The sequence below is a fragment of the Pseudomonas sp. S1_E05 genome (assembly GCF_056337105.1).
This window is the reverse complement of the sequence record NZ_JBFRHM010000001.1, coordinates 1212545-1233161: the sequence shown is the minus strand read 5'-3', so window position 1 is coordinate 1233161 and position 20617 is coordinate 1212545. Positions and strand designations below refer to the sequence as shown.

General features: G+C 60.8%; 15 protein-coding genes. 11 read left to right on the top strand and 4 right to left on the bottom strand.

The genetic code is table 11. The features are described 5' to 3' along the window. Positions 1–8 precede the first annotated feature (8 nt). On the bottom strand, positions 9–1172 hold the full coding sequence (locus tag AB4N33_RS05720) for a Gfo/Idh/MocA family protein (protein ID WP_476456673.1): 1164 nt from the start codon (positions 1170–1172) through the stop codon (positions 9–11). Between the two features lie 503 nt (positions 1173–1675). On the opposite strand from AB4N33_RS05720, the gene AB4N33_RS05715 reads away from it, so the two are divergent. The 6 genes from AB4N33_RS05715 to hisD all read left to right on the top strand — a co-directional run bounded on the left by AB4N33_RS05715 (position 1676) and on the right by hisD (position 9921). Beyond that, positions 1676–3901 carry an extracellular solute-binding protein gene (locus AB4N33_RS05715; RefSeq protein ID WP_476456672.1) on the top strand — a complete coding sequence of 742 codons (2226 nt, stop codon included), beginning with the start codon at positions 1676–1678 and terminating at the stop codon, positions 3899–3901. A 32-nt stretch (positions 3902–3933) separates the two neighbouring features. Beyond that, entirely contained in the window at positions 3934–4719 is a 786-nt protein-coding gene (locus AB4N33_RS05710; RefSeq protein WP_460141586.1) for an ABC transporter permease, read from the top strand. 3 nt (positions 4720–4722) lie between these two features. Continuing rightward, positions 4723–5802 (top strand): ABC transporter ATP-binding protein, encoded by a 1080-nt coding sequence (locus tag AB4N33_RS05705; RefSeq protein WP_460124088.1) that lies wholly within the window; start codon positions 4723–4725, stop codon positions 5800–5802. Positions 5803–5865: 63 nt separating this feature from the next. Beyond that, complete coding sequence (locus AB4N33_RS05700; protein WP_476456671.1) at positions 5866–7455, top strand: GMC family oxidoreductase; 1590 nt, start codon at positions 5866–5868, stop codon at positions 7453–7455. A gap of 81 nt (positions 7456–7536) precedes the next feature. Continuing rightward, positions 7537–8349: a helix-turn-helix domain-containing protein gene (locus tag AB4N33_RS05695; RefSeq protein ID WP_460141584.1), complete on the top strand. Its 813-nt coding sequence runs from the start codon at positions 7537–7539 to the stop codon at positions 8347–8349. Between the two features lie 264 nt (positions 8350–8613). Beyond that, on the top strand, positions 8614–9921 hold the full coding sequence (hisD, locus tag AB4N33_RS05690) for a histidinol dehydrogenase (RefSeq protein ID WP_460124079.1): 1308 nt from the start codon (positions 8614–8616) through the stop codon (positions 9919–9921). A gap of 72 nt (positions 9922–9993) precedes the next feature. On the opposite strand, the gene AB4N33_RS05685 is transcribed toward hisD, so the two are convergent. The 3 genes from AB4N33_RS05685 to AB4N33_RS05675 form a co-directional block, all read right to left on the bottom strand. Beyond that, complete coding sequence (locus tag AB4N33_RS05685; protein WP_476456670.1) at positions 9994–11148, bottom strand: MFS transporter; 1155 nt, start codon at positions 11146–11148, stop codon at positions 9994–9996. 75 nt (positions 11149–11223) lie between these two features. Continuing rightward, complete coding sequence (locus AB4N33_RS05680; RefSeq protein WP_476456669.1) at positions 11224–12609, bottom strand: amino acid permease; 1386 nt, start codon at positions 12607–12609, stop codon at positions 11224–11226. A gap of 188 nt (positions 12610–12797) precedes the next feature. Continuing rightward, the gene (locus AB4N33_RS05675) at positions 12798–13871 is read right to left on the bottom strand and encodes a LacI family DNA-binding transcriptional regulator (RefSeq protein WP_460124070.1); all 1074 of its coding nucleotides are present in this window, start codon (positions 13869–13871) and stop codon (positions 12798–12800) included. Positions 13872–14580: 709 nt separating this feature from the next. Between AB4N33_RS05675 and AB4N33_RS05670 the strand changes: the two genes are divergently transcribed. The 5 genes from AB4N33_RS05670 to AB4N33_RS05650 all read left to right on the top strand — a co-directional run bounded on the left by AB4N33_RS05670 (position 14581) and on the right by AB4N33_RS05650 (position 20588). Next, entirely contained in the window at positions 14581–15240 is a 660-nt protein-coding gene (locus AB4N33_RS05670; protein WP_476456668.1) for a ThuA domain-containing protein, read from the top strand. A gap of 79 nt (positions 15241–15319) precedes the next feature. Then, positions 15320–17107, top strand: a complete 1788-nt coding sequence (locus AB4N33_RS05665) for a thiamine pyrophosphate-binding protein (RefSeq protein ID WP_476456667.1) — start codon at positions 15320–15322, stop codon at positions 17105–17107. Positions 17108–17121: 14 nt separating this feature from the next. Then, positions 17122–18723 (top strand): GMC oxidoreductase, encoded by a 1602-nt coding sequence (locus AB4N33_RS05660; RefSeq protein ID WP_476456666.1) that lies wholly within the window; start codon positions 17122–17124, stop codon positions 18721–18723. A 46-nt stretch (positions 18724–18769) separates the two neighbouring features. After that, a complete protein-coding gene (locus tag AB4N33_RS05655) occupies positions 18770–20032 on the top strand; it encodes an MFS transporter (protein ID WP_476456665.1) in 1263 nt (420 codons plus the stop codon). A 49-nt stretch (positions 20033–20081) separates the two neighbouring features. Continuing rightward, complete coding sequence (locus tag AB4N33_RS05650) at positions 20082–20588, top strand: heme-degrading domain-containing protein (RefSeq protein ID WP_476456664.1); 507 nt, start codon at positions 20082–20084, stop codon at positions 20586–20588. Positions 20589–20617 lie beyond the last annotated feature (29 nt).

The window sequence follows — 20617 nt, the reverse complement described above, 5'->3', positions numbered from 1 at the left end:
AGCTCGACTCAGCGAGCAAACCTGACCCACTTTCTGTGGGTGCTCGATTCGAAGCACAGGTGAGCCAGTTCGACCCCTCGGCAGCCCTGCTCCAGGTCCGGAACCGGCACCCGCAACGCGCCCGGCCCGCGATCGCCTGCGGCGATGGCCACGGCAAAATCCTGGTAGAGGATCGCCAGGGCCTCCAGATACCCTTCGCTGCAGCCGGCTGGCAGGCTCGAAAAGGCCTGGGCTTCAAGGTTGTCCGCTTGCCCGCGACGCAGGATCAGCTCCGCGCTGTCCACGGGCTTGAGGTGCAGCAGTTCGGGCGACTCCTGGGACCACTCAAGGCTGGCTCGACTGCCAATCACCTTGAACGTCAGGCCATTGCGATGCCCGGGGGCCGCGAAGCTCACCCACATCAGGCCTTCGATGTCCTGACTGAATTCGAACTGGGCCACGCAGTTGTCGTCCATCGGCCAGCCCGGCACCTTGTTGCTCAAGGTCGCACTCAGCGCCGTTGCGCGTTGGCCGGTGAGGAATTCCATCAGGTTGAACGCATGGGTGCCGATGTCGCCGACCACGCTGCTGATGCCTGCCTTGTCGCGCTCACCACGCCAGGCCAGGCTGGCGTTGAGCGATTCCACGCCCGGCGCCAGCCACTCCAGCAAGTACTGGACCTGGATGAACCTGACCTCGCCAATGGCACCGTCCTGGATTCTGCGACGGGCTTCGCGCACCATCGGATAACCCTGATAGGTGTAGGTCAGCGCAAAGAACGTATTGCGCTCGGCGGCCAGGCGTTTGAGTTCATTCGCCTGGTAGATTTCGTTCACCAGCGGCTTGTCGCAGATGACCGCTATCCCGGCGCGCAGGAACGCCTGGCAGGCTTCAAAATGCAGGTGGTTGGGGGTGACGATAATGACGGCATCGATGGAGTCGGCCCGACCGGCTTCAGCACTGGCCATCTGCTGAGCGCTGGCGTAGATCCGCGAGTGGCTGACGCCCAGCGCATGGCCGGCCACGAGGGACTTTTCAGGGTGTGAAGAGAACACCCCCGCGACGAGTTCATAACGATTGGACAGGCGCATCGCCGCCCGATGCAGCGACGCAAAATAAGCGCCCTCGCCGCCGCCGATCATGCCGACCTTGAGCTTGGCGGGGCTCGGAATATCGCTCGTTATATTGGGCATCTCACGGTCTCGGACTGACACTCTTGTACCCCGAGTATCAGCCCGCCCTGCCCAGCGCTCAATTTCGCAAGCCGTCGGCACATGACGCGAACTGACGCAATTCATGACTGATGGCTCGTACGACCCGCGATCGTTAACAGCTGATTGTGCGTCAGACTGCGTCAGATATCCCTTTCATGCGAAATTGATCGCGTCTGTTTGCAGTTCGATACTCGGCTCATGAAAACAATAAGCCGAGCCTGTCAAGCGCTGGGCGCACAGTGTGTTTTTCCTGCGGATCCCGCGGCGCGAAACCCTGTGCAACCCGGCCACCCTGCGACGCCAAGCCACGTGCATGGGTGGGAGGACTATTCAGTCCGTCTTTCCCAGCGCCCGGCTCGCAACATCGCCCCGCTGCGCCTTTCTCCTTCTGCCCAATTCGTACCTGTAACTGCGGCCTTCGCCCCCCGTGGCGGTGGCGTGTTTCCGATCGATTTCATCCCCAACACGAGTAGGACATCTGTATGAAGCACGAATCAGATAAGGCCGGACCTTCCAAAACGACGACAACACTTTTTGGTGATGTCACCCTTAATCGCCGCTCGTTCATGCTTGGCTCGGCGGCGGCCGCTGCCGGGCTGTACATCAGTTCGTGGGCACCGAACAGCTTCGCCGCGACGGGCCATCTGGAGATCCTCGGCTGGGAGGGCGAGACCGGCGACGCCGAACTCGCAGCCTGGCGCAAGCAGCGCGACATCACCGTGCGCTCCAGCTACGCCGCCACCCAGGATGACATCACCGCACGTCTGGCCGGCAGCAATCCGGTACAGCTCGACCTGACCATGTACGCCCTGGGCTATGAGGCCATCTACCGGGACATGGGCATCCTCTCCCCCATCGACGCCTCGCGGATTTCCAACTACAACGCCAATGACACCCTGCCGCTGTTCTACAAGGGCGCTCAATGGTTCTGGGACGGCAAACAGTGGGGTATTCCGCTGCTCTGGGGTATGAACACCATTGTCTACAACGTCGCCAAAATCGACAAACCCACCCGATACAGCGACCTGCTCAACCCTAAACTCAAGGGCAAGCTGACCTTTGTCGACGACTCGCTTTCCACCTGGAGCCTGATCGCGATCATCGCCGGTTACGGCGACAAATACCCGAACCTGACCCGCGCCGAATTCACCGATGCGTTCGAAAAACTGCAGCCCTACCGAGACCAGTGCCGAGTGTTTGCCGCCTCGGTGGGCGACGCCGTTTCGCTGCTGGCTTCCGGTGAAGTCGACGCGGTGTTTTCCCTCTCGGCGCAGGGTGTCCTGGAAACGCAGAAGCGCGGGGTGAAAACCGCCCTGTCGGTGCCCGAGGAAGGCGCCGCCATCTGGTGCGATGCGCTGTTCGTGCCACAAACAGCCAAGGATGTGCCGCTGGCGCTGGAATACGTCAACAAGATGCTGGAACCGCAGATACAGGCAGAAATGGCCTGGTCGATGTTTTCAGGCGTCACCAACCAGAAGGCCATCCCGCTGCTCAGGCCCGAGCTCAAAGAGCTGTTCGACTACGACCATCTCGACGCGGTCTTCAAGAAGTCGAAGCTCTATGGCGTACCGCCGTTGAACTCTGAGCAATACGTGACTTACGCAGAGTGGGTGGATCAATGGGCCGCCTTCAAAGGCTCCTTTGAGCCACACCCTTGGCCAGGGCGCACACGCCCTGGCGCAACCCCGACACGGGACGCCGGGAAAAACGATCAATCGAGTAAGCGAAGTCCGCATGCCTGGCAAGCATCCCACTACCTGCTGCAATGGGTCTGTATCATGAACGTCATCAATCAAAGCAAGTTGGCAAGCACGGACGCTTGTGACTCGACACCCTCAGGGAACGCCGACAGAAAACGCTTCACCCCCTTTTACCTGGCCGGGGCGCCGTTCGCCTTCCTGCTGGTCTTTTTCATCATCCCTGCGGTCCTGCTGTTCGTTTCGAGTTTCTGGCTGTCGCGGTCATTCACCATGATCCCCGCTGCCACGCTGGCCAACTACGCTCGTGTGCTGGGGGCCAGCGGCTTCTACGACTCGCTGTGGATCTCCATGCAGAACGGCTTCTGGACCGCCACGCTGTCCACCCTGCTCAGCGCGCCCGTGGCCTGGTACATCGTGTACCGAACACGCTCCAACGCGATCCTCTACCTGGCATTGGTTTCCTGGTTCTCCAGCTACCTGGTGCGGGTCTACGCCTGGCGCACCATCCTTGGCTCGACCGGTGTGATCAACAGTTCGCTCATGCAGTGGGGCGTGATCGACACGCCCATCGACTGGATCGTGTTCAACAAATTCGCGGTGGTCATCACCCTGGTCCACATCATGTTGCCCTTCACCCTGTTGCTGTTGGTGTCGGGCTTGCGTGATGTGAAAAAGGACTATCTGGAAGCCTGCGCCGACCTGGGCGGCAGCGGCTCGGTGGCCATCCGCAAGGTCATCATTCCCATGGCGCACAAAAGCATCGTCAGCTCCTTCATGTTCACTTTCGTGCTCGCCGCCGCGGATTACGTCACGCCACAGTTGCTCGGCGGCCGCGATGCCATGACCACCGGGCTGTTGATCGCCAACCAGTTCCGCACCGTGGGCAACTGGCCGCTGGGTGCGGCCATGGCTTACCTCCTGCTGATGGTCTTCATGCTGGTCTACGCCGCCCTGCTGGTGTTCATGCGTTCGATGAACCTGGCGCCCGGCAAGCGTTATCACGACTGACAAACAGGGCGCTGCCCCCCCGGAGAATGAAAATGGCCCGGTTATTTACCTGGTTCTACATGCTGTTCCTGTATGCCCCCATCGGCCTGATCGTGCTGTTCAGCTTTCACTCGACACCGTCGTTGTCACTGCCTTTCGAAGGCGTTTCGCTGCGCTGGTACGAAACCATCTTCAACAGCTATGACTTCAGGACCGCGCTGGGCAACAGCCTGATTGTGGCGGGCGCCTCGGCGCTCTTCACCACCTTGCTCGGGACGTTGTCCGCGCTGGCCCTGATGCGCATGAAAGGCAAGGCGAAATCCACGTTCGCCTTCCTCAATTTCGCGCCCATCGCCATGCCGGGGCTGTTCCTGGGTATCGCGCTGGTCATCCTGTTTTCGCTGATCGGGCTGCCGCGTTCTCTGCTCACCATCATCATCGGTCACACCTTGTTTACCCTGCCCTTCTTCGTCGAATCAGTGCGCTCGCGCCTGGAGTATTTCGACCTGTCCTTCGAAGAAGCCGCACGGGATCTCGGCGCTACGCCACTGAAGGCTTTCTGGCTGGTCACCTTGCCCATCATCGGCCCGACCATCGCCGGCGCCGCCATCCTGACCGTGGCGTTGTCGCTGGACGAGTTTCTGATCACAGTCTTCGTCACCGGGACCGATACCACCCTGCCGCTACTCATCCTCTCGATGATCCGCCGCGCCGTTGACCCAAGCATCAACGCCGCGTCCGTGATCATGCTGGTGATGACCATTGCAATCATCGGGGTCGCTGGATTGGTAATGACGATGCGCCGTCGGCGCATCGAACTCGAACGCACAGGGGAATGAACCATGTCCATCAACAGCATTGAACTGACCGGAATTTCCAAGGCCTACGGCAATCTCACCGCGCTTGGAAAGCTCGACCTCAACGTGCGCAAAAACGAAATCCTGACCTTGCTCGGCCCAAGCGGCTGCGGCAAGACCACGCTGATGCGCATCATCGCCGGCTTTGAAACGCCGACCACCGGCAAGGTGCTGATCGACGGCAAGGACGCCACCCGGCTGCCCCCGGAACAACGGCCGGTGAACATGGTGTTCCAGAAATACGCGCTGTTCCCGCACCTGGACGTGTTCGACAACGTCGCCTTCGGCCTGCGCCTCAAGCGCACGCCCAAAGATGAGATCAAGCGTGAAGTGTCCCGGGTACTGGAGCTGGTGCAATTGAGCACCTTCAAGAACCGTTGGATCTCCGAACTCAGCGGCGGCCAGGCGCAGCGGGTCGCGCTGGCGCGGGCGCTGGTCAATCGTCCTGCCGTATTGCTGCTGGACGAACCGCTGGCCGCGCTCGACCTGAAGATCCGTCACCACATGCTCAACGAGATCAAGCGCATCCACGAAGAGTCCTCCACCACTTTTGTCTACGTCACCCACGACCAGGACGAGGCCATGATCCTTTCCGATCGTGTGGTGCTGCTGAACAAGGGTGGCATCGAGCAGATCGGCGATCCGGAGGAAATGTACTGGGCACCCAAGACGCTGTTCGCCGCACGGTTTTTCGGCGATACCAATATCGTCGACGGTGTTTACGAACACGAAGGCTCAGGCCCCGGCAAGGTGAAACTGCCGTTCGGCCAATACGCCCACCTGCCCAAGGTCGCGTTGAACAGTGGCCCGGTGAATGTCTCGATCCGGCCGGAAACCATCGTCCTGTCGCCTTCGTCGGGCGCAACGCTGGACGGCGCTTTCGCCGGCACGGTCAAGGACACGTCCTTCATCGGCAATCGGGTGATCTACCGCGTCGCCGTGGGCGGCAGCGACCTGGAACTCAAATGCCAGCAACTGCCGACACCCGGCAGCCACACCATGGCCCCGGGTACACCGGTGACGCTGACGTGCCGGCCTGACAGTTTTGTGGTGGTGGCCGCCTGAAGGTTCTTCGAGGCGCATCCTGCGCCTCAAAGACCGCCTGTGTGCCGTGAGGAGGATCATGCGTTGGTGAACTACATAGTGGTGGGTGGCGGCTCGGCGGGTTGCGTGGTTGCGGCCCGGCTGAGCGAGAACCCTGATGCTTCGGTGGTGTTGCTGGAGGAAGGACCCAGTGACTGGAATCCCTACATCCATTTGCCGGTGGGGTTTTACAAGACGAGCCAGGGCGCGCTGGTGGAACACTATCCCTGGCAACCGCCGCCGGACTACATCGGCCCCGCCAATCCGGGCATGGTTCAGGCGCGGGTGCTGGGCGGCGGCGCGACGGTGAACGCGATGGTGTACCTGCGCGGGCAGCCTGCCGATTATGATCAGTGGAGCCGGTCGGGCGCTGCCGGCTGGTCGTACCAGGACGTGTTGCCGTTCTTTCTGAAACATGAGGCCAACGATCGCTTCAACAACGCCTGTCACAACGTGGCAGGGCCAGTGGGGGTGAGTGATCAACGCTACACCCATCCACTGGCGCGCTTCTGGGTGCAAGCCTGTCAGGAGGCGGGCATGGCCTTCAATCCGGACTTCAATGGCGGCACTCAGGACGGGTGCGGCTTCTATCAGATCAACGCCCGTAACGGTCGTCGCTCCAGCACCTCCGTTGCCTATCTCAAGCCCGCCAGGGTGCGGGCGAACCTTGAGGTGATTACCCAGGCCCGGGTGTTGCAGATCATCATCAGCCAAGGTCGCGCGGTGGGTGTGAAATACCAGCGTCGCGGCCAGGTGCAGCACCTGATGGCCGACAGCGAAGTGATCGTATGCGCGGGTGCCATCAACTCCCCCAGGTTGTTGATGCTGTCCGGTATTGGCGCAGCGGATGCGCTCGCCGGGCACGGCCTCAAGGTGCACTGCGACCTCCCAGGTGTGGGCCAGAACCTGCAGGATCACGTTGAGGTGTCGCTGATCAGCGAACTGAATACCGCCCTGAGCTACGACAAATACAAAAAGCTGCACCACAAGCTCTACGCAGGCTTGCAATACCTGCTGTTCAGGAACGGGCCGGCCAGCTCCAACATCGTCGAAGGCGGTGCGTTCTGGCGCACGTCCCTTGCCGAAGGACGGGCGGATGCGCAGTACTGCTTCATGGCCGGAGCAGGCGTCGAAGCGGGGGTCGATTCGGTACCGGGTGGAAACGGCTGCACCCTGAACGTCTGCCAGACCAGACCGCGTTCCATCGGCAGCGTAGCACTGCGCAGCGCAGATCCCGGTGCAAAACCGCTCATCCGCCCCAACTACCTGCAAGACCCGTACGACGTGGACTGCTTGGCCGAGGCCGTGGAATATGGCCGCCACATCATGGCGCAGAGCGCAATCGCCCGGCATATACGCCGCGAGTTCGTCCCTGCGAAGGCGCTGCGCTCGCGAGACGACTACCGCACCTTCGTCCGCCAAACCGCCCACGGCGCGCTTCACCCGGTGGGCACGTGCCGGATGGGCGAGGATGACAATGCCGTGGTCGACAAGCACCTGCGCGTGCGGGGTATCGACGGCTTGCGAGTGATCGATAACTCGATTGCCCCCAACCTCTGCTCCAGCAATACCAACGCGATGGCTATCATGATCGGTGAAAAAGGCGCCTTTCATGTCCTTCATGCCAGCGCTTGATGCCCGCAGGACCGCGCCTTGCCGGGTTGGGGTGAATGCCCCTAGACTGCCCCACTGCTCGCAAACGACTGAATAGATGCCATGCAAAACCAAGAGAATTTCCAAGAGAACCTGAAAATGTTATGCGAGCAGGTTGGCACGGTTTCGGAGATGTGCCGCCGTGTCGGCATCAATCGCCAACAGTTCAACAAGTACCTGGCCGGCACTCACCAGCCCTCGAAATCGAACCTGCGGGCCATTGCAGGCTTCTTCGGGCTGAGCATCGATATTCTCTACACCCACCCCAACGACTTCCGCTCGATGATCGAGGGTGGCCACTTCCACCTGTTCCGCAACCTGGTCCAGTCACCCAAGATGTTGCTGTTCATCAACGAATTGTTGATGGAGAACGACGCCGATATCAGCGACCTGACGGGCGTCTATGAGCGTTATCACTACTCCTCCATCTACAAGGGCAAGATCGTCAGGTCAGTGTTCTGCATCTACGAGAAGAACGGAATACTGATGCACTATTACCTGGAGCGCTTTCCCAACCAGGACGGCAGCGGCAAGATCGACTACCACTTCAAGTACCACGGTTTGAGCTTCCTGATCTCCAATCGCATTTTTTGCGTCGACTTCGAAACGATCCAGCGCAATGAGATCACCTTCACCAACCTGGCGGCGGTCAGCCGTAACGCCAAGAAATACGTGTTTGGCGTGTCCAGCGGGATCGCCGCGACCATGGTTCGCCAGCCAGTGGCGGCAAAAGTCGCGATGAACTTCGTGGGCAAGGGGTTCATCAAGAAAGCGCATATCAAGCGGGCCACCGTGTTGTCTCCGGACGATCCGACCATCCCCAAGGAAGTGGTGGACTACCTGGGTTCCGGGACGGCCTCGATCGACCCGGTCTGATCAACTTAGATGTCCAACACGTCAGTAGCGGCCCGCAAGGCCGCTTTTTTGCGTCAGCGATAAATTCACTCTGCGTCACTTTGCGTCAACTGTCGCTCGGGTGAGAAATTGTTCACCCACCCTCCCCGCTGTATTTTTTTCGAAGCAGCGGAAATCGTAGCGCTCACAACTTATTGCTCACCACGCACATTTGCATGATTGCGTGCGCCGGCTCGTGCTGCCCAAAAACCGAATAAATTGTTTGCGCCCGATCGAGGTGATGTCATGGCTCAATGGATAAAAAAAGCGAAACCTGCCGCACAGCAGGTAGAACGCAACGAACAGGTCAAAAGCGATGTTTCCCGCATCCTGCTGGATATCGAAAAGCGCGGCGACGCCGCAGTACGTGAACTCTCCGTAAAGTTCGACGGCTGGGATCGGGCGGACTATCGCCTCAGCGACGCGGAAATCAAAGAGTGCGTGGCCAGGCTGACCGAGCGTGAATACAACGACATTCTCTTCGCCCAGGCGCAGGTGCGTCGCTTTGCAGACGCCCAACGCCAATCCCTGCTGGATGTTGAAATCGAAAGCATCCCGGGCGTGATTCTCGGTCACCGGCACATTCCGGTGAATGCCGCCGGATGCTATGTACCAGGCGGCAAATACCCGCTGCTGGCCTCCGCGCACATGTCGATCGTCACCGCCAAATCGGCCGGTGTGAAGAACATCACCACCGCCGCTCCGCCTTTCCAGGGCAAACCTGCGCCCTACATAGTCGCGGCCCAGGCCCTGGGTGGTGCGGATGCGATCTACAGCCTGGGCGGTATCCAGGCAGTGGCCGCGATGGCAATCGGTACCGAGTCGATCAACCCCGTGGACATCATCGTGGGGCCGGGCAACGCTTATGTGGCCGAAGCCAAACGTCAGCTGTTTGGCCGCGTGGGCATCGACCTCTTCGCCGGCCCGACCGAGACCCTGCTGATCACCGACGACTCGGTGGATGGCGAGCTGTGTGCCACTGACCTCTTGGGCCAGGCCGAACATGGCGTGGACTCTCCGGCCGTCATGCTGACCACGTCGCGCGAACTGGCACTGGAAACCCTCAAGGAAATCGAGCGGCTCCTGGTCAAGCTGCCCACCCAGAAAATCGCCCGCGAAGCCTGGGAAAACTTCGGTGAGATCATCCTCTGTGAAGACTACGAAGAGATGGTCAGGTATTCGGACGAGTACGCCTCCGAGCACGTGCAGATCATGACCCATGACGACGATTACTTCATGAAGCGCCTGACCAATTTTGGCGCCCTGTTCGTGGGAGCGCGCACCAACGTTTCCTATGGCGACAAGGTCATCGGCACCAACCACACCCTGCCGACCAACAAGGCGGCGCGTTATACCGGCGGCCTGTGGGTCGGCAAGTACATCAAGACCTGCACCTACCAGCGCATCCTCACCGATGAAGCGTCCTCCCAGATCGGCGAATACTGTTCGCGACTGTGCCTGATGGAAGGGTTCGTGGGGCACGCGGAACAAGCCAACATCCGTGTTCGCCGCTATGGCAAAAAGGAAGTCGGTTTTGGTGAGCCCGCGCTCTGACGGCGCATCAGCACAAAAAAACCAGCACCGTAAAAGTGCTGGTTTTTTTATGGCTGGCAAAAGCCCGACCTGCTAACCCCGGCGCACGACGGTCGCCGAGGTGAGCGCCACGAAAACCAGCAGGCCAGCGGTTATCAGCAACGCGAAGCTCAAGGACGAAAGATGAGCGATGAACCCGATGGCCGCCGGCCCCATGAGGATGCCCAGGTAGCCGATCGCGTTGACCGTCGACAGGGCCTGTGACACCGGCATCACCTGCTGCCGTCCGACCGCCGAGCAGTAGACGGGCACCATATTGGCGATGCCCGATCCCACCAGCACGAAGCCGGCCAGGGTCAACCACTGGCTGTCGACCAGCACCGAAATGAGCATGCCGAACATCGCCACGGCACTGCCACCGACCAGCACCGTGCGCTCACCTAGTCGTGGTACCAGCCAGTCACCGCCGAGCCTGCCGACGGCCATGGTCACGGAGAATAGCGCATAGCCAATGCCAGCCTGGCTGATGTCCATGCCTCGCACGGTGGTCAGGAAGACCGCGCTCCAGTCGAGCATCGAGCCTTCGACCAGGAACGCGATCAGGCACAGGATGCCCGCCAGGCAGACGTACCGGGTTGGCCGCGTGAACATCGGTGCCCCGGCACCCTCGCCATAAGCAAGCATGTGCCGACCGAATGCGACCAGCAGCGCCGCGACCACGCTTCCCAGCACGGCAACCGCCGACAACGGCGATAGACCAATGCCGAGCAATACCGAAACCAGCAACGCACTGAAGATGTTACCGACGCTGAACAGTCCATGAAACCCGGACATCATCGTACGCCCCAGACCACGCTCCACCATCGATCCCTGCAGGTTCATGGTGACGTCGGCCGTGCCCATGCAGGCGCCGAAGCACAGCAGGAACACCACCAGCCAATGGAACTGCGAGGCAACCGACAGCGTCAGCAGGCACAGGATCGCCGCACCCACCGCCGTCGTCATGGTTGCCCGGCATCCGACCTTGCTCACCAGCCTGGCCACGAACGGCATCATGCACATCGAGCCACTGCCCAGGCAGAGCAGCAACAGCCCCAGCTCGCCATCGCCGATCCCGGCGCGCTCGCGGGCAAAAGGCACCAGCGGCGCCCATGCCCCCATGGCGACGCCTGACAGGAAGAAGGCAATCCGACAGGCCAGCAGATTGTTGCGCGAGATCACGAAAAGGGAGTGGGTCAAATCGTTCATTGCTGATCAGCCATAAAAAAGCCCATCCGGGGATGGGCAAGGGTTGGTGAGCCGGGCTCGACGGGACAGTGAGACTCAGGCCTTGTCGCGCCTTTGCAGCACCACACCGATGACAATGAGCGTCAGGGTGAGCACCGAGGACACGAGCAACTCGGTCTGGTGGCCGGGTACCACCGCCATCAACACCAGGAAGGCCACGATCGCCGCGATGGTCAGATACGACAGCGCCGGGAACAGCGGGAACGTCACCAGCAGCGAGCGTCCCTGTGCGATGGCGCGTTTGCGCAGAATGACCTGGCTGATCGCAATCACCAGGTACATCACCAGGGCGATGGTGCCGATAGTGGCGATCAGCGGAACGAGCACCGTCTGCGGCAAGGTGTAGTTGGCCACCAGCAGCACCAGAGCCCCGGCGCTGGCATAAAAGATCGACACTTTAGGCACACCGTTGGACGTGGTCTGGGCCCACGCACGCGGCGCGTCACGCCGAACGGCGAGTGAATAGCCCATGCGCGAGGCGGTGAAGATCGCCGAATTCAAGGTGCTGGCGACGCCGACCAGGATGACCGCCTGGATGATGGTCGCGGCCCCGGGTATGCCCATGGTTTCCAGTGCCGACTGGAACGAACCGGCCTGCAGCGCCGGAGCGTTCCACGCCACCAGGCTGACGATCACCAGGATCGAGCCGAAATAGAAAATCAGCATGCGCCAGACGACCGAGCGGATGGCGCGACGGATATTGGCGCGTGGGTCCTCGGATTCGGCGGCAGCAATGGTGACGATTTCCATGCCGGTAAAACTGAACAGCGCGAGCACCAACGCCGAGGCAATGCCCGCGAGGCCGGTGGGTGCGAAGCCCCCGTCCTGCCAGAGATGGCCGAACCCTGTGGCCGAACTGCTCGGCAACAGGCCTGCAATCGCGCAGGCACCGAGCGCAATGAAGGCCAGGATGGTCACGACCTTGATCAGCGAAAACCAGTATTCCAGCGTGCCAAAGTTCTTCACGCTCATGATGTTGGTGAGGGTCAGCCCAACGATCAGGATCACCCCGATCGCCATGGAAGGCACCCCGACCCAGGCGCCGAGGATATCGGCGGCGACGATGGCCTCCAGTGGAATCACCAACACGTAGAACCACCAGTACAACCAGCCGATGGCAAATCCCGCCCAACGGCCCATTGCCTGTTGCGCGTAGGTCGAAAACGAGCCGGTGTCCGGGTTGGCCGTGGCCAGTTCGGCCAACATGCCCATGACGAGCACCACGAGTATCGCGGCGATGCCGAAGGACACCAGCACGGCAGGACCGGCTGCGCTGATCGCACTCGCCGAGCCCACGAAGAAGCCCGCGCCGATCACGCCACCAATCGAAATCATGGTGATCTGGCGACTGCTCAGTCCTTTGGAAAGCGAGCCATGGGAAGCCACCGTCCGCTCGGACGGCAAATCCAGTTGATAGTCCACAGTGATGCCCCAATCAGGCACTGACCGCCGCATGGCGTGGCACGGACGGCAGTGAATTGCACGAGAATTGTTGTTTTGACCGCTGTGTAGCCAGGGTCAGATTAGGGCGTGCAATGGACGGGGCTCAATTTCTCACCGCCTTAATAAGTGACGCAGCTTGACGCATCCGCCGCTCTGACGTTGCGCGATCAAGACGCAGGAGGCGCCGTCGACCCCCGCACCACCAGGCTGGTGTCGAAGATTTTCACCCGGGGCGCGAGCGGCTCACCGGCTTCAAGCTCTTCGAGCAGGATGCGCGCCGCCCACTCCCCCTTGCCGATCAGCGACTGGCGAATGGTGGTGAGATCGCGAAGACCGGCTTCAGGGATGTCGTCAAAGCCGATCACCGACAATTGCTCGGGCACCTGGACGCCCTGGGCAGCGGCGCGCGTCAGGGTGGCCAGCGCCATCACGTCCGAGCTGGCCACGATGGCCGTGATGCCGGTATCGCGTAGCAGAGTCGCCGCCGCTTCCTGACCAAGCGTGTTGGTGAACCCGCCCGCCTCGACGATCACCAGGTCGTCGTAGCCAATGCCATGGCGCTGCGCAGCATCCACATACGCGGCGAGCCGTTCCCTCACGATCATTTCCGTGGAAGCCTTGAAGCGTGCCTTGCTGACCAGGCCTTTCTTGCCATCGGGAAGCAGACGCTCGACGAGCACGCCAATCCTGCGATGCCCCAGCCCGATGATGTGCTCCATCTGGTCGATGGAAGCCTGGCGGTCGTCGATCCCCACGTAGTGCACCCCTTCCAGTCGCGGGGAGTCGATCACCACCGCCGGAATGGCGCGCCTGGCGATGTACTGCACGATGGGGTGATCGTCCGGCAGGGTCGAAATGATCAGGCCATCCACCAGGCCGCGCACGGCCAGGTTGTCGTCCCCTGCGCCCTCGCCTTCGAGTTTCTTGCTGCGCAAGGGAAACAGGGTCAGCGCCACGTTGGAGAGCTCATTGACCTGGGCAATGCCCTTGAGCAGGGAAAGGGCCCAGGGGTCATCGAACGCGTAGGACAACTGATCCATGACCGCCAGGCCGATGGCACCGACGCGCCCGGAGCGCAGGCTGCGGCCGCGAACGTTCGGGCCCGGATAACCCAACGATGCCGCCACCGCCAGAATGTGTTCGCGCTGGGTGGCAGACACCTTGCTGGAGCCACTGTAGGCATAGGAAACCGCCGGCTGGGAAACGCCGGCGGCCTTGGCCACGTCCTTCATCGAAACCATTTGAACCTTGTCCTTTTCTCTGTCACGGCAATGCGCGAGCGAGGTCGGCAAACCGAAAGTGGCGCCCAGCATACCGGCTCGATCCGGGCAAAGATAACCCTTGTCAGGGCTCTTTGGACGGCTGTCGGGGTGAGCGGGCAAAGGCCCCTTCCTCGCGGCCCATCACAGCCTTCTCGAGCGGGTTGCAACCTCGGGAAATTTCGACCGATGGCAATGCCCTTTGTCGCAACAGGGTATTGACAAGCCAAAATCGCGTGTTAATTTGTGCTCAAGGTTATACGTATAACCGAGCAAAATCACCTAACAAAAAAATGAGGCCCGCTTATGTCAGGCGCCCAAATACCGAATCCGGTCCAACGGCCGATTCATCCACTGCAACGCCGCGAATCCGTGATTGAACGGCACGCGTTTTTGCACACCTTTGCTTTCACTGTCCTACACAAATTCACATTGCAAACGTATTGAGCGTTCTTCGTTAAGAGCACTCTGCTGCGTGCAATGAGATGAATAACAGGCGCGGTTCCGACACTTCGGAACAGCTTGTATCGATAACGTTTTATCAATAACGCATTTCATGCGGCGGCCTCTTGCAGCCGCGAAAAAGTTCTCGCGGGAACTGTGTGATGCCGTTGAAAGATGGACAAGCCAAACGTCGAAGTTGCTTCGACCGATGCTTGTCGCCTGAAAAAAACAGAGTGGAGAGATAACCGTGACCCGTGTTCTTTATTTGTACGGCGGCTGGCCAGGCCACTACCCCTACGAAATCGCCGGTTGGGCGCGCGAACTGTTCAAGGAGCTGGATTTCGACGTCGAAGAGTCGACCGATATCTTTACCCTGGACCGCGACCTGAAGTCCTACGACTTGATCGTCATCGGCTGGAACAACGCCGTTACGACCGAAACGCTGACGGCGACCCAGGAAAAACACTTGTCCGAAGCCATCGAAAGCGGCGTCGGACTGGTCGGCTGGCATGGCGCCGGGGCGGCCTTCCGCGCCAGCCTCAAATACCACTTCATTCTCGGCGGCTCGTTCCTGGAGCACCCGGCGGGCGAAGGCTATCCACATCCATATACCGTCAACTTCCTCGACCGCCAACATGAAGTGACTCAGGGTGTGGAAGATTTCGAAGTGCGCTCCGAGCAGTACTACATGCAGGTCGACCCGAACATTCATGTGCTCGCGCAAACCACATTCGACGGCAATCCGATGCCGTGGCTCAAGGGCCATCGCAGCCCGGTGGCCTGGGTGCGCAACTGGGGCGAAGGACGGGTGTTCTATCACTCCATCGGCCACGACACCAGCAACCTCGCCGACCCCAACATCCGTCGCCTGACCAAGCAAGGCCTGCGTTGGGCTGCGCGCAAGTGAATACCTGACCGGTAGCTCCAGGCGCCCCGGCCCCTGAAGTCATTCCAGAAAAAACCCCTCCAAGCAGGAGCGAAACAAAATGGCAAAACTTACAGGCAGCCAGGTGGTTGCCCAAACCCTGAAAAACTACGGCGTGGAGTACGTCGCCGGGATTCCCGGCCACGGCATCTGGACCTTGATGGACGCCTTCATGGAAGAGGAGTCCAAGCTCAAGTTCATTCAGGTCTTCCATGAACAGAGCGCCGTGCACCTGGCTGACGGTTATTACCGTGTCGCCGGCAAACCCATGGTTGCCGTGACGTCCATTGGCGCTGGCGCCAGCAACACGGTGATCGGCATGGCCACCGCCTACACCGACTCCACCAGTTGCATGCTGATCACCGGCGGCCCGCCCACCCACATGCGTGGCCATGGCCTGCTGCAGGAGCTGGAGCGCTATACCGACAACGACTTCCCGAAGATCGCCGAAGCCGTGTCCAAGCGTCACTGGGTCGCCACTCGTACCGAGGAAATGCCGTTCATTATGCACCGCGCCTTCAGCTCGATGCTGACCGGTCGCCCGGGCCCCGTGCACATTGAAATCCCGATGGACGTCCAGGCCGAAGCGGGTGAAGTCACGCTGCACGACCTTCAAGAGCGCATTCCGGTGGGCAAGGTCTACCCAGACCCCGAGGCCATCAAGCGCGCCGCCCAAGTGTTGCGCGAAGCCAGGCGTCCGATAATTGTCATCGGCGGTGGGGTGATCACAGCCGAGGCTTCGGCAGAAGTCGTCGCCCTGGCCGAGCATTGGAAAATCCCGGTGGTCACCACCTGGAACGGCAAGAGCGGCTTCCCGGAAGATCACGCCCTGTTCGCCGGCAGCGTCGGCCAGACCGGCACCCTGTGCGGTAACCAGATGGCCTCCAGTGCCGACGTTATCCTGGCTGTCGGTTGCCGGTTCACTGACTGGTCGTCATCGAGCTATGCCCAAGGCGTGACCTTTTCCATTCCACCGGGACGACTGATCCATATCGATATCGATCCGCACGAGATCGGCAAGAACTACCCGGTGGCCGTGGGCATCGTGTCGGATGCGAAATACGCCCTCGCCCATCTCGTCGAGGCTTTGAAGAGCGACTCCGTCGATCGCAGCGATTATCTGGCGGACTTGAAGCGCAATCAGGACCTGTGGGAAGCCAAATTGGCCACCCGTCGTGATTCCGACCGTTTTCCATTCACCTCACAACGGCCGCTGGGTGCGCTGCGCAAGATCTTCCCGCGCGACACCATTGTGGTGGTCGGCTCGGGCAACGCCCAGGGTGCGGTCAAGCAGACGTTCCCGGTGTACACCCCACGCACGCACCTGACTTCCGGCGGCTTCTCGTCCATGGGCTGGTCCGTGCCTGCAGCCATCGGCGCCAAGCTGGCGGCTCCGAACCAGCCGGTGGTGTGCATCCTGGGCGATGGCGACTTCCTCATGAACCCACAGGAAATCGCGGTCTGCGTGACCAACAATATCCCAGTGGTCTTCCTGATCCAGAACAACGCCGGCTATATGTCGATCCGTGGCGGCCAGCGCAAGCAGACCAGTCGTCATCTGGGCAGCGAGTTCAACCTGCCGAACGGCGAACCCTATTCGCCGGACTACGCGGCACTCGGCAAGTCGTTCGGCATGCTGTCGTTCTGCGTGAAGAGCAACGAGGAGCTGGAGCCGATCCTGCAACAGGCTCTGGACGCCAATGCGCCTGTGCTGATCGAAGTGCCGACCGACCGCGACGCGGCCGGCCCGTGGGTGCCGGGCTGGTGGGACTTCCCGGTGCCGGAGTACATCACTGACGAACGTCAGGACGAGTACTGGGAACTGCGCAAAAAAGAACAGCATCTGTAAACCACGATGAAGGCATGCAAGAAGTGAGTACTTCAAACATCACTCTTTCAGCGCAAGCCACGTCCGAGGGAGCGCCGGTTCGCCGGCGCTCCACCGAGACCGCCACGCCTGATGAAAACGGGAACCTGACCTGCGACGTGCTGATCATCGGATCAGGCATGGGCGGTTCAACCTTCGCCCACGCCCTCGTCGACAAGGGACTGGATGTACTGATCGTCGAGCGCGGTGATTTCCTGCCGCGCGAGACCGAGAACTGGAGCGCCGAGGCCGTTTTTGGCCAGGGGCGCTATCGCAATGCCGAACAATGGCTGGACCGCCACAACAAGCCGTTCTCCCCCGGCGTGTTTTATTACGTCGGTGGCAACACCAAATTCTACGGCGCCATGTTGCCCCGGTTCCGGGAGGTCGACTTTGCTGCGGTTCATCATGCCGAGGGCATCGCGCCAGCCTGGCCGATCACCTATGCCGACCTGGAGCCGTTCTATTGCCAGGCCGAGGCGTTGTACAAGGTGCATGGCAACGCGGGGCAAGATCCCACCGACCCATGGCGCTCCAAGCCGTATCCGTGGCCGGGGTTGAAACATGACCCCGCCCTGTTGCCCCTCGAAGCCGCGATGCGACACGCCGGGCTGTCACCTTTCGTAATGCCTGCGGCGGTGGATTACGGCACTGATCGGGCCTGTGTGCTGTGCTCCACGTGCGACGGCTACCCCTGCCTGCTCGAAGCCAAAGCCGACGCAGAAATATCGGCGCTGCGCCCGGCCCTGCAAAAAGGCGCGCGGTTGTTGGTTGGCACGAAGATTGATGCGTTATCAACCTCTGACGACGGAAAACGCGTCACCGAGGCCTGCGGCACAAAGGACGGCAAACCGGTGCGGATTGTCGCCAGGCGCGTTGCGCTGGCCTGCGGCGCCGTCAACAGTGCCGCCCTGCTCCTGCGCTCACGCAACGCGCAGCACCCCAACGGGCTGGGCAACCGCTCCGATCAATTGGGAAGAAACTATATGGTGCATAACAGTACCTTCATGATTGCCGTCGACCCTCGACGCAGCAACGACGTGAAGTTTCAGAAAACCCTGGCGATCAACGACTGGTACACCGCCGGTCGCAGCAATACCTTCCCGCTGGGAAATGTGCAGATGCTGGGCAAGATCCGCGAACCCATGATCAGCCCGATGCGCCCATGGATTCCAGAAATGCTTTCGCGCTATATCACCGCGCACAGCGTCGACCTGTACCTGACGTCCGAAGACATTCCCACCCCTGACAATCGCATCGAATACGACGCCGAACGCGATGCCATCAAGGTTCACTGGACCCCCAACAACCTCAGCGCCCACGCACAACTGGTCGAGCGTACGAGCGAGATGATGAAGAAAGCCGGGTACCCGTTTGTCCTCACCGAGCGCATGGGCATTGGCACCAACTCGCACCAATGCGGCACCGCCGTGATGGGCAATGACCCGGCCAACAGCGTGGTGGATGCGAACTGCAAGATGCATGACCTGGACAATGTCTGGATCGTCGACAGCGCTTCGTTTCCCTCCTCGGCGGCCGTCAACCCGGCGCTGACCATTGCCGCGAATGCGCTGCGCGTCGCCGCCAACTTCCACTGATACGGCATCCCTGCGGGGATGCTTTGCTGACAGGATTTGTTAAAACATGAACAAAATCGACAACAGCCTCGTCACACCACGAATTCGCAGGGCCAGGATCGCAACCTTCGCCGGCTTCATGATGATCGGCGCCATGTTGTATATCTGGTCCACGGGTGTTTCCGCTTTTCGTCATCACATGGGTCTGAATGGCGACCTGGGCGATGCCAGCTTCGGCATGATCGCCTTCGGCATTGGTGTGGGCAGCGCTGCCGGGTCTTTCCTGGTGGGCCTGTTCCTCGACCGATTCGGCGCCAAGCGAGTGATCCTGGCGACCGCCATTGCCTATCCCCTTTCGATCATTCCACTGGGCTTCACCACCGACTTCAATTTCGCGCTGTTCTTCGGCGTGCTTCTGGGGTTGTTGCGCGGGGCCACCGATACCGCGTTCAACACTCACGGGGTGCAGGTAGAGCGCTTCTATCAGCGCTCGATCATGACGTCGTTCCACGCGGCCTACGCACTGGGCGGCTTCCTGCTGGGCATGGTCGGCAGCCTGTTTGCGGCCCGATTCACCGAGAGCGCTGCCGTACCCTTTGCGATCCTGGGCGGACTCACGATTCTCGGGGGTGCCGCTGTGGGTTATTTCATGCTGGACAAACATGAAGTGGTCCCACACGTCGAGACCCTGGCGGCCGCAAGCGCCGGCGTGACCAAGCGCTCATCGAACGCCATTATTTTGCTGATGATCGGGTTTGGCGTGCTGTTGCTGGGCAGCATGGTCGGCGAAGGGACGGTGGCTGATTGGGGCCAGGAATATGGGCGGCGCGTGCTGGGCGCGACAGCGTCGAGTGCCGGTATCGCGGTCTCGGTGTTCACCGGCGCTGAGTTTCTCGCGCGCCTGTTCGGTGATCGGTTCGCGGCCTGGGTCGGCCCTGCTCGAATGGTATTGATCAGCTCGGTGGTGGCGATTTGCGGACTGCTGGTAACCGTCGTGTTCCATACCCATCTGGCGGGTCTGGTCGGTTTCGCCCTGTTCGGTCTTGGTCTTGCCTGCATCGCGCCGCTCATGCTGTCGAGCGCCGGTCGCAAGGACCCGGCCAACGCCGGCCGAAATATCGGTATCGTCAACTGCATTGGCTACTCCGGCATGCTCCTGGGCCCGGCGGCCATCGCCTATGTCGTGAGTACATTCGGTATCGACAAGCTGCTTTATTTCCCGTTGCTGCTGATGATCCCACTGGCCCTGTTCGGCCCTGCACTGATGCGCCAGACACGCACGCCACAATCGGCTGCGGTCACGTCAACCCGCTTGCAGAAATGCCTGTAGGCCGGGCGCTGAACTTGTCGTTTCCCTGACCACACAAAAAGAGCTCGACATGGATCTTCAAGAAGACCTGGCAATATTGATTCGACAGGAGGAGGAACTTCAGTTCGAAGCCTTCGACGAAAGCACGGCCTGGCAACTCGGCTCGTTGCTGTACAACCGGGCCACTGCCCAGCGCTGGCCGCTGCTGATCGATGTGAGGCGTTTTGATCGTGCACTTTTTCTCGCCGCGACGCCCGGCATCACCGCCGATAACCATGACTGGGTGAAACGCAAAACCAACACGGTCCGCAGATTTCTGTGCAGTTCCTACCGGATCGCCCACCAGTTGAAGCTGGAGGGCAAGAACATCACGGAGCGTTATCAGCTATCGCCCAGCGACTACGCCAACTTCGGCGGAGGGTTTCCGATCACGGTACGGGGCGCGGGGGTGATTGGCAGCGTGACGGTATCGGGTCTGCCGGATCGCCAGGATCATCAGCTTGTGGTTGACGCCTTGTGCACATTGCTTGGCAAGGCCCCCGTCCCATTGACGCTCTCGCCACACCTGCCCGCCTGACCACCACTGCGCCAACCCCGTCCACGAAA